Genomic DNA, 9,828 nt, shown 5'->3' with positions numbered 1-9,828 from the left:
GGCGCGCGCCGCCGAGGTCGCGGTCGTTGTCGTCGGCACCAACTCGAAGGTCGAGTCCGAGGGCCACGACCGTACGACGCTCACGCTTCCGGGCCGGCAGGACGCCCTGGTCCGGGCCGTGGTCGCGGCGAACCCGCGGACGGTCGTGGTCGTCAACGCCGGCTCACCCGTCCTACTCCCCTGGCGTGACGACGTCGCGGCGTTGCTGGTGACCTATTTCGGCGGCCAGGAGTACGGCAACGCGCTGGCCGACGTACTGCTCGGCGTCGTCGAGCCCGGCGGACGCCTCCCGACCACGTGGCCGCGCGAAGAGTCCGACGTACCGGTCATCGACGTCACGCCGCGCGATGGCATCGTCCGGTACGACGAGGGCGTGCACATCGGCTACCGCGCCTGGCTCCGGGCCGGCACCGAGCCCGCGTTCGGGTTCGGCCACGGCCTCGGCTACACCACGTGGGAGCTGTCCGACCTCCGCGCCAACGACCCGTCGTCCGTCGCGCTGACCGTCCGCAACACCGGGGAGCGGGCCGGTAAGCACGTCGTCCAGGTGTACGCCGAACGCCCGGAAAGCACCGTGGACCGCCCGGTCCGCTGGCTGGCCGGGTTCACCGTCGTACGGCTCGAGGCCGGCCAGGCCCGCGAGCTGACCGTGAACCTGCACAACCACGCCTTCGAACACTGGGACAACGGCTGGACCACCGAGCCCGGTGCCTTCATTCTCCGGGCCGGCTCGTCCGTGTCGGATCTGCCGCTCTCGACCGAGCTGGAGATCCGCTAGCTGCCCGGCGGGACGAGCCCGGCTCGGACTGGTTCGACGCCGGTCGTCGTACGACGCGACGGCCGGTGTCGGACTGCCAGTAGAGGACCGAGCGTCCGGACCGCCGTCGCTCCAGGAGTCCGGCGCCGGTGAGGACCCGAAGGTGGTCCGACACCGTGGCCAGGGACAGACCGGTCGTTGCGACGAGCAACGTCGTACTGACCGGGCCGGCGGCCTCGACCAAGATGCGCGCGCGGTTGCGGCCCAGCAACTCGACCAGCGGCTCGTCCGGCGTCTCAGTGCCGGCGAAGATCCCGGTGACTGGATAGGTCAGCGCGAAGCGGTCCGGCTTTCGCCAGCTGACGTTGACGCGGTTCGTATGCGCGGCGATGAACATCAGGTCGCGGCCCCGCACGTCGGTGACCGGATAATCCCATCGGTTGACCTGGATGCGGCCGTCACCGAGCCAGCGGACGTCCGGGCCGAGCCCTCGCAGTACGCCGGACCACCCCTGCTCGCTGAGTCGCGACGGCCTGATGGTCGGCTGCGAAGCACTCTTCGTCCCGTACGCCGGACCTCGCGCCGGCTGGCTACTCGCCGCGGGAGCCGCCGGGATGATGACCGGCGATCTCGTCGTCGGTCGCTTCCTCACTCGTACCGGCCGCCGGATCGCGGGCCGCTGGCGGCCGTGATGAACCCCCACCCGTGGATAGGCTCGCCGCATGGAAGTAGTGCGCCTGAGAGCGGTCTCCAAGCGGTACGGCCGGCGGGAGATCCTGGCCGACGTCGACCTGCGGGTGAACGCGGGTGAATTGCTCGCACTGGTCGGCGCCAACGGCTCGGGCAAGTCCACAGTGCTCAAACTGATGGTCGGTCTGTCCCGGCCGTCGGGTGGAACGGTACGCCGCAACGCGCGGGTCGTGAGCTACGTGCCCGACGTGTTCGCGTCGCACGATCGCTTGTCGGCGTCGGCGTACCTGCGGCATATGGGTCGGATCCGCGGCCTGAGCTCCAGTGTGGCCCGAAATCGCGCGGGTGAACTGCTCGATCGACTGGCGCTGTCCGGTGGCGCGGACACACCGATGCGGAAGCTGTCCAAGGGGAATGCGCAGAAGGTCGCGCTGGCCCAGGCGCTCATCGATCCACCCCAACTCCTCGTCCTCGACGAGCCTTGGGCCGGACTCGACGCCACCGCTCACGCCACCCTGCGCGAGCTGCTGACGGAGGCGGCTGGGCAGGGCGCCGCGGTCGCGTTCACCGAGCACTCCGAGCTGGTGGTCCGCTCGACCGCGACCAGGGTCTGCGAACTGCGCGACGGGCACCTTCATCCGACCGACGGCATCGTGGCCGGCCTGACCGAGATCTCGCTGGTCGCCGGCGCGGAGCTCGACTGGACCCGGCAACCCGACGTCCTCGAGGTACGGCGCCACGACACCGGCGTCACGTTGACGCTGCCGACCGGCCGCCACGACGCCGCCTTGCTGACCGCGCTGAACCACGGCTGGTCGGTCACCACGGTCCGGCAGGTGAAGCCCGAGTGAGCGCTCTCTATCGCTACCTGGTGACTAGCGTGCTGCTCTCCCAGCGGTACCTCCCGCCGACGCTGATCTTCCTCGCCGCGCTGGCCGTAGGTACGACGTCCGACAACGGGCCACTGCAGTCGTCGTACGCGTTCTGCGTTCTCGCCATGCTCGTCTGCACGACCTGGCTGTCGGTGAGCATCGTCAATCACGAGGACCCGACCCAGCACCAGATCACGCTGGTCATGATCGGCAGCTCGCTGCGGGTCCTCGCGATCACGGTCACTGTTGTGCTGACCTGGTGTGTTCCGCTGCTCCTGGTCGGCCTCATCTACCCGATCGTCACCGGGAAGCACGTCGTCACCGCGGGCGATCTTCTCGTCGGTGCGGCCGCCCAGCTCGGTACGGCGATGATCGGGATCGCGATCGGGCTGCTCTGCTCGCGGCTGGTCATCCCGCGGATCGGCATCGCGATGCTGACCGCGGCCGCGGCGATCCTCGTCGTCCTGCTGATCCGCTGGATCTCGCCGATCCGGCCGCTGATGACGCTGCTGTCCGACGGGCGCACGGTAGGCGGCGCCGCCGTACCGATCACGCTCCTGACCGCATTGGCTGCATCCATGCTGGGGGCCGCAGTGTTCGTAACGAGAGCGCTCTCCGACCGACGGGAGTGACTCAGGTGGCGGAGTGACTCAGGACGCGGCGGCTGCTGAAGAGTAGTGGATGGGCGCGGCCGACCCACGGACGATCAGGCTCGTCGCCAACTCGACATGGTGCGATGAGACGCTCTCGCCTGCCGCGAGCTGGAGCGCCGTTCGGAGAGCGACCGCACCCATCTCGCGGAGCGGCTGCTTCACAGTGGTGAGCGGCGGCGACGCGAGCCGGGCCACCTCGGTGTCGTCGTAACCCACGACGCTCAGGTCTTCGGGGACACGCAATCCGCGCGCCCGGGCCGCTTCCAGGATGCCGAGCGCGACCTCGTCGCTGCCGGCGAAGATGGCGGACGGCCGGTCCGGCAGGTCGAGCAACGCCGATCCGCCGGCCACGCCGTCGTCGTACAGAAAGTCCTGCAACCAGACGTAATCCGCGGGCACATCCGCACCGACGGACTCCATCGCACTGCGGAAGCCACTGATCCGCGCCTGGTTGCACTCCGAGGTCGGCGGGCCGCCGACGTAGCCGATCCGCCGGTGCCCGAGCGACAACAAGTGCTGGGTTGCGGCCATGCCACCGGCGAAGTTGGTCGAGCCGACGCTGGTCACATCGGGCGCCCCGACGTTCCCCGGGTCTACGACCACGAGCGGCAGCCGGGCCCGGGACAATGCGGCCAGGTCCGCGTCGGTCAGATCACTGGTGATACCGATCGCGGCGCGGCGGCCGTTGGCGATGAGGTCACGGATCCATCGGGCCGCCCGGCCCGCGCTGGCGATCTGGCGATGCCGCGGGTGGGTGTTGAGGACGACGTCCACGCCGGCCGCCTGGCCGGCCTCGACCACGCCCTGGATCACCTCGACCGAGTACGCGTTGACGACGCCCTGGTAGAAGAGCTCTACGGTGTCTCGCGTGACCGGCTCGGGCCGGCGGCCGACGTACCCGTGCTTCTGCAGGATCTCCTGGACGCGCGCCCGCGTGACCGGGGAGACGTCGCTGCGACCGTTCAGCACCTTGGAAACCGTCGCGACCGAAACTCCGGCCGTGCCGGCCACCGTGGCCAGGGTGACGCGACCCTTCAGCTGCGACATCTCATCACCCTCCTCCAGGATCCTGAATCGCGACCGGCGTGGTCAGCACGCGGTCGTGTCCCACTACCCTCACATCTCCCGTGACCCTGACAAAACCACGACACGGCAGGTCCAGCGACGACGTGCCCACCATCACTTCGAAGTCACCGGGCTCGACGATCCGCCGCAGATCGGGACCTGTGTACGCCGTCCGATCGGCGTGCACACGGAACGTCACGTCGACCGCCGCACCCGGCTCCAGCGACACCCGCGCGAACCCGGTCAGCTGCTTCAACGGCCGTGCGACTCGCGCCACCACGTCGTGCAGGTAGAGCTGGACGACCTCGTCGCCCGCCCGCTCGCCGGTGTTCCGCACCTGCACGGTCGCAGTGAACTCACCGTCATCGCCGATCTCCGCCGAGCTCAGCCGCAGATCCTCGACCGCGAAACTCGTGTACGACGCTCCATAGCCGAAGGGGAAGAGTGGCCGGGCCTCGAGACCGCTGATGCCCGCGCTCTCCACACTGCCGAGTGCCGGCTGCAGGTACGTACCGGGCTGCCCACCGACGTGCCGCGGGATCTGCACCGGCAGCTTCCCGCTCGGCACGATCCGCCCACTGAGTACGCCGGCGATCGCCGCGGCACCCTCTTGGCCCGGAATGAACGCCTGCACCAGCCCGGCAACCCGATCCGCGATCCCGCCGAGCGCGTAGGGCCGACCCGAGACCACCACGACGACGACCGGCTTGCCGGTGTCGAGAAGCTCGTCGAGCAACTCGCCCTGGACACCAGGCAGCCGCAGGTCCTCGGCGTCACAACCCTCGCCCGAGGTGCCGTGGCCGAACAGTCCGGACAGGTCGCCGACGTACGCGATGCACAGATCCGCATCGCGCGCGGCCTCGACCGCCGCCGTAAACCCGGATCGGTCCTCCCCGGTGACCTCACAGCCCTTCACATGCACGAGATCCACGTCCGGCAACTCGTTGCTCAAGGCATCGAACGGCGCGATCACCTGGATGCCGAACCCACGGTCCGGGTACCGCGGCAGGACGTGGTTCGGGAACGCGTAACACCCCATCAACGTCCGTGGATCGCCGGCGCACGGCCCAACCACGGCGACCTTCTTCACACCAGCCGACAGGGGCAAGGCCGAGCCGGCGTCGAGCAGTACGACGGACTTCTCCGCGAGCTCCTGAGCAATCGCCCGGTTCTCCGCCGAGTCAAGATCGACTCCACCGGACCGCACCGAACCTTCGGGAGTCCAGTCCGGATCGAGCAGGCCGAGCTTGACCTTCTGCAGCAGCAGCCGGCGGGCCGCGCGATCGATCACCTCCTCGGACACCTCCCCCGCCTTCACCTTGTCCAGCAGCCCGGCGAAGCCGATCGTGTCCGGCAGTTCGACATCGGTGCCGGTCGTCAACGCCACGGCGCCAGCATCGGCGTTGTCAGTGGCAACCCGGTGCATCGACGCCAGGAACGGCACCGCCCAGTAGTCCGACACGACCGTGCCGTCGAAACCCCACTCATCGCGCAGTACGTCGCCGAACAGCCAGGTATCCGCACTCGCGGGCAGCCCGTCGATGTCGGCGTACGAACTCATCACCGAACCGGCGCCGGCCGTCGCGATCGCGGTCTCGAATGTCGGCAGGATGAAGTCGAGCAGCTCACGCCGGCCCATCGACACCGGTCCGTGGTTGCGCCCGGCGCGGGACGCCGAATACCCGGCGAAGTGCTTCAAAGTCGCCAGCACGCCGGCGCTCTGCAGACCCCGCACGTACGCCGATCCCAGCAGCGCGACCAGGTACGGATCCTCGCCGATCGTCTCCTCGACGCGACCCCATCGGTAGTCGCGGACCACGTCCAGCACCGGCGACAACCCTTGGTGCACGCCGACCGCGGCCATGTCGCGCCCGATCGCGGTCGCCATCCGCTCGACCAGTCCGGGATCGAACGTCGCACCCCACGCGATCGACGCGGGATAGACAGTCGCGCCGTACGTCGTGAATCCGGTCAGGCACTCCTCGTGGACCAGAGCCGGGACGCCGAGCCGGGAGTCGCGCAGCACCACCTGGTGCTGGCGGATCAGCTCGGCCACTCCCTGCTCGACCGTCACCGGGACGCTGCCCCAGACCCGGGTCAGATGACCCAGACCGTCGCGGCTGGCGTCCTCCAGCGAGAGCGAACCGCCGGCGGCGAAGACGTCCTCCATCGGCGCGACGTTGATCGTCTCGTCCGCGGGCAGCTCGGTGTCGGCCATGTCGTTGCCGGCCCACCGGCTGCCCAGCTGGGCGATCTTCTCCTCCAGCGTCATCGCCTGCAGCAGCAGGTCGGCACGTTTGTCGGCGGGCAGGGCGGGATCGCGCCACGGCTGTTCAGGCTGGCTGGACAAGAAAATTCTCCCTTAACACGATCCTGTTTCGGTGACAAAGTATCGAAACATTTTCGATGGTCTCGGCCGCTCGTCACAGATCTGAACCAAGCTGTCGATCGCCTGTGACAGCAGGCGAATCCGTGACCTCACTGTGACCCCAAACTGCCAGTAGTTCAAGTCTTGACAGCGCTATCTCCGAAATCTATGTTTCGAAAACAAGTCATATTGACAGGTGCCTTCGCAACCTGTGGGGGCAGCACGGAGTACGGAGATCACAGTGGATCCCATGACGACATCCCGGCGTACCTTCCTCGGTCTGGTCGGTGGCGGCGCTCTGGCGGCCGGTCTCGCCGCGTGCGGCAGCTCCGGCCCGAAGAGCACGCCCGGTTCCACCACCGGCGCGGCCGCCGGCACCGGTACGACGTACTGGTTCCTCACCGGTCAGCCGCAGCAGGCCATCCGCGAGGCGCAGGTCAAGCGGTTCAACGACGCGAACTCGGGCACGCAGATCAAGACCACCGAGTTCCAGAACGACGCGTTCAAGGCCAAGATCAAGACCGCCATCGGCGCCGGCCAGGGGCCGACGCTGATCTGGGGCTGGGGCGGCGGCGGCCTCAAGGCCTATGTCGAAGCCGGCCAGGTCGAGGACCTGACCGACTGGTTCAACAACGAGCACGCCGACCTGAAGAACTCGATCTTCCCGTCCGCCTTCACGGCGGCGACCGTCAACGGCAAGCTCTACGCGGTGCCGGGCGAGACGGTGACGCCCATCGTGCTGTTCTACGACAAGCGCTCGTTCGAGAAGATCGGCGCCGAGCCCCCGAAGACGTGGCAGGACATCATGGACCTGGTGCCCAAGTTCAACGAGAAGGGCATCGCGCCGTTCTCGCTCGGCGGGCAGTCGCGCTGGACCAACATGATGTGGCTGGAGTTCCTGTTCGACCGGATCGGCGGCTCCGAGGTCTTCCAGAACATCTACGAGGGCAAGGCGAACGGCTGGTCCGACCCGTCCGCGCTGAAGGCACTCGAGGAGATGCAGAACCTGATCAAGGCGAACGGCTTCATCAAGGGCTTCTCCTCGATCACCGCCGACTCCAACGCCGACCAGGCCCTGCTCTACACCGGCAAGGCCGCGATGATGCTGCACGGCGCCTGGACGTACGGCAACATGAAGGCGTCTGGTGGCGACTTCGTGACCGGTGGGCACATGGGCTACATGAACTTCCCGACGTACGACGGCGGCAAGGGCGACCCGAGCGACACCGTCGGCAACCCGGGTCAGTACATGTCGGTCTCCTCCAAGGCGAGCCAGGGCGACAAGGACACCGCGAAGAAGTTCATCGCGAACAACACTCTCGACGACGCCACGGTGGATGCCTGGGTGAAGTCCGGCAACATTCCGGTCGTGAAGAGCGCGAAGGAAAAGCTCTCGTCGATCACGGACAAGAACGACTCCGAGTGGCTGAACTTCGTCTACGACACGGCGGCGAACGCGAAGAACTTCGCCCAGTCCTGGGACCAGGCGCTCAGCCCGACCCAGGCCGAGACGCTGCTCGACAACATCGCCAAGCTGTTCCAGCTGTCGATCTCCCCGCAGCAGTTCGCCGACAGCATGAACGCGGTGATCGGCCAGTGACTGTTGCCGCTCCGCCCGTCGCGCCGGCGGCGACCCGAACACCGTCCTCCTCCGGCGTTGGGCGGAGCGGTTCGGTCGCCTGGATGGTGCTGCCCGCGCTCTTCATGTTCCTGCTGTTCGGCGTCGTCCCACTGATCGGAGTGTTCGCGCTGAGCTTCGCCCAGTGGGACGGCCTCGGCGCCATTCATACGGCCGGCATCTCCAACTGGCGATCGGTCTTGAGGGATCCCGGGCTGTACCACTCGTTGTGGGTCACGTTCGAGATCATCGCGCTGTCCTGGCTCGTGCAGACCCCGATCAGCCTGCTGCTCGGAACCTTCCTGGCAGGCCGGCAGCGCTACCGCGGCTTCCTCGCCGTCTTGTTCTTCATCCCGTTGTTGCTCAGCTCGGCCGCGATCGCGATCACCTACAAGGCCCTGCTCGACCCCAACTTCGGCCTGGCCGCAGGGTTGCACCTGAGCTTCCTGGCGCAGGACTGGCTCGGTAAGGGCAACCTGGCGATCGGTGTGGTGATCTTCATCATCTCGTGGCAGTTCATCCCGTTCCATTCGCTGATCTACCAAGGCGGCGTCCGGCAGATCCCGACCACGATGTACGAGGCGGCGTCGATCGACGGCGCCGGGCGGGTCCGGCAGTTCTTCAGCATCACGATCCCGCAACTGAAATACACGATCATCACGTCGACGACGCTGATCGTGGTCGGCTCGCTGGTCTTCTTCGACCTGATCTTCGTGCTGACCGCGGGCGGACCGGGTGACTCCACCCGGGTGCTCGCCCTCGACATGTACAAGCGCGGCTTCATGTCCAACCAGATGGGTCCGGCGAGCGTGATCGCGACCATCCTGGTCGTGCTCGGCCTGATTCTGGCGCTGATTCTGCGCCGGCTCGGCGGCAGTACGACGGCAAGCCAGCAGGAAGGGGCCTGAGATGGCAGTCGCTACCAGCGAGGCTCGGACGACGAGCAGCCGTACCCGTAGCGGCGGGCACCATGTCCGGAAACTGCTGCGGATGAACTGGCTCGGCGGTCTCGCGGGCTGGATCTGGCTCCTCATCGTGATTATCCCGCTGTACTGGATCGTCATCACCAGCTTCAAGGACCAGAGCGCGTTCTTCAGCCAGAACCCGTTCGCGCTGCCGAACGCCCCGACCTGGGAGAACTACAAGCTCGTCATCCAGAACGATTTCCCGCGCTACTTCCTCAACAGCGTGATCATCACGGTCGGCACAATCGTCCCTGCGGTCGCGATCTCGTTCATGGCGTCGTACGCGATCATCCGCGGCGTCGGCAGCAAGTTCCTCGGCGGGGTGATGGGGTTGTTCCTGCTGGGGCTGGCGATCCCGTTGCAGGCCGTGATCATCCCCGTCTACCTGCTGATCATCAAGATGCAGCTGTACGACAGCCTGCTCGCACTCATCCTGCCCTCGATCGCGTTCGCGATCCCGCTGTCGGTACTGGTCCTGACGAACTTCATCCGGGACGTGCCGAAGGAACTGTTCGAGTCGATGCGCGTCGACGGCGCCAGCGAATGGCAGATGCTGCACAGCCTCGCACTGCCGCTCACCAGGCCGGCGCTCGTCACGGTCAGCATCTACAACGGCCTGTTCGTCTGGAACGGCTTCCTGCTCCCGCTGATCCTGACTCAGAGCCCGGAGAAGCGGACGCTTCCCCTGGCACTGTGGACCTTCCAGGGTCAGTTCAGCGTGAACGTCCCAGCGGTGCTCGCCTCGGTCGTGCTCACCGCACTGCCGATCGTCATCCTGTACGCCATCGGCCGCCGGCAACTGCTCAGCGGCCTGACCGCCGGTTTCAGCCGCTGACTCAC

At 67.4% G+C, this 9,828-nt stretch carries 10 protein-coding genes; 7 read left to right on the top strand and 3 right to left on the bottom strand.

Annotation, left to right across the window (positions count from 1 at the left end; translation table 11 throughout):
• Positions 1-778, top strand: a 778-nt coding sequence (locus tag AB0E63_RS24635; protein ID WP_360370575.1) for a glycoside hydrolase family 3 C-terminal domain-containing protein, incomplete at its 5' end; no start/stop codon positions are given.
• On the opposite strand, the gene AB0E63_RS24630 is transcribed toward AB0E63_RS24635, so the two are convergent.
• Positions 714-1,172, bottom strand: a complete 459-nt coding sequence (locus AB0E63_RS24630; protein WP_360370572.1) for a hypothetical protein — start codon at positions 1,170-1,172, stop codon at positions 714-716. The genes AB0E63_RS24635 and AB0E63_RS24630 overlap by 65 nt on opposite strands.
• Before the next feature lie 34 nt (positions 1,173-1,206).
• Between AB0E63_RS24630 and AB0E63_RS24625 the strand changes: the two genes are divergently transcribed.
• From AB0E63_RS24625 to AB0E63_RS24615, 3 genes are read left to right on the top strand one after another with little or no spacing between them, the layout of a single operon-like run.
• Positions 1,207-1,449: a hypothetical protein gene (locus AB0E63_RS24625; protein WP_360370569.1), complete on the top strand. Its 243-nt coding sequence runs from the start codon at positions 1,207-1,209 to the stop codon at positions 1,447-1,449.
• A gap of 30 nt (positions 1,450-1,479) precedes the next feature.
• Entirely contained in the window at positions 1,480-2,298 is an 819-nt protein-coding gene (locus tag AB0E63_RS24620; protein WP_360370566.1) for an ATP-binding cassette domain-containing protein, read from the top strand.
• Positions 2,295-2,951, top strand: a complete 657-nt coding sequence (locus AB0E63_RS24615) for a hypothetical protein (protein ID WP_360370563.1) — start codon at positions 2,295-2,297, stop codon at positions 2,949-2,951. The genes AB0E63_RS24620 and AB0E63_RS24615 overlap by 4 nt, the downstream gene beginning before the upstream one ends.
• An 18-nt stretch (positions 2,952-2,969) precedes the next feature.
• On the opposite strand, the gene AB0E63_RS24610 is transcribed toward AB0E63_RS24615, so the two are convergent.
• Positions 2,970-4,019: a LacI family DNA-binding transcriptional regulator gene (locus tag AB0E63_RS24610; protein WP_360370560.1), complete on the bottom strand. Its 1,050-nt coding sequence runs from the start codon at positions 4,017-4,019 to the stop codon at positions 2,970-2,972.
• Positions 4,020-4,023: 4 nt separating this feature from the next.
• The gene (locus AB0E63_RS24605; protein WP_360370557.1) at positions 4,024-6,387 is read right to left on the bottom strand and encodes a glycoside hydrolase family 3 N-terminal domain-containing protein; all 2,364 of its coding nucleotides are present in this window, start codon (positions 6,385-6,387) and stop codon (positions 4,024-4,026) included.
• A gap of 268 nt (positions 6,388-6,655) precedes the next feature.
• On the opposite strand from AB0E63_RS24605, the gene AB0E63_RS24600 reads away from it, so the two are divergent.
• The 3 genes from AB0E63_RS24600 to AB0E63_RS24590 all read left to right on the top strand — a co-directional run bounded on the left by AB0E63_RS24600 (position 6,656) and on the right by AB0E63_RS24590 (position 9,823).
• Complete coding sequence (locus tag AB0E63_RS24600) at positions 6,656-8,005, top strand: extracellular solute-binding protein (protein ID WP_360370554.1); 1,350 nt, start codon at positions 6,656-6,658, stop codon at positions 8,003-8,005.
• Positions 8,006-8,088: 83 nt separating this feature from the next.
• Positions 8,089-8,931, top strand: coding sequence for a sugar ABC transporter permease (locus tag AB0E63_RS24595; RefSeq protein WP_360370551.1), 843 nt, complete (start codon positions 8,089-8,091; stop codon positions 8,929-8,931).
• Position 8,932: 1 nt separating this feature from the next.
• Positions 8,933-9,823, top strand: a complete 891-nt coding sequence (locus tag AB0E63_RS24590) for a carbohydrate ABC transporter permease (RefSeq protein ID WP_360370548.1) — start codon at positions 8,933-8,935, stop codon at positions 9,821-9,823.
• Positions 9,824-9,828 lie beyond the last annotated feature (5 nt).

It is taken from the genome of Kribbella sp. NPDC026596 (assembly GCF_040638415.1).
Lineage (GTDB): Bacteria > Actinomycetota > Actinomycetes > Propionibacteriales > Kribbellaceae > Kribbella.
This window is presented reverse-complemented; position numbering and strand designations above follow the sequence as displayed.

What these genes read in the sequence shown, in the direction of transcription:
- AB0E63_RS24625 (WP_360370569.1), top strand. Translation starts at nt 1,207, where the DNA reads ATGCGGCCGTCACCGAGCCAGCGGACGTCCGGGCCGAGCCCTCGCAGT.
- AB0E63_RS24620 (WP_360370566.1), top strand. Translation starts at nt 1,480, where the DNA reads ATGGAAGTAGTGCGCCTGAGAGCGGTCTCCAAGCGGTACGGCCGGCGG.
- AB0E63_RS24610 (WP_360370560.1), bottom strand. Translation starts at nt 4,019, where the DNA reads ATGTCGCAGCTGAAGGGTCGCGTCACCCTGGCCACGGTGGCCGGCACG.
- AB0E63_RS24600 (WP_360370554.1), top strand. Translation starts at nt 6,656, where the DNA reads ATGACGACATCCCGGCGTACCTTCCTCGGTCTGGTCGGTGGCGGCGCT.
- AB0E63_RS24595 (WP_360370551.1), top strand. Translation starts at nt 8,089, where the DNA reads ATGGTGCTGCCCGCGCTCTTCATGTTCCTGCTGTTCGGCGTCGTCCCA.
- AB0E63_RS24590 (WP_360370548.1), top strand. Translation starts at nt 8,933, where the DNA reads ATGGCAGTCGCTACCAGCGAGGCTCGGACGACGAGCAGCCGTACCCGT.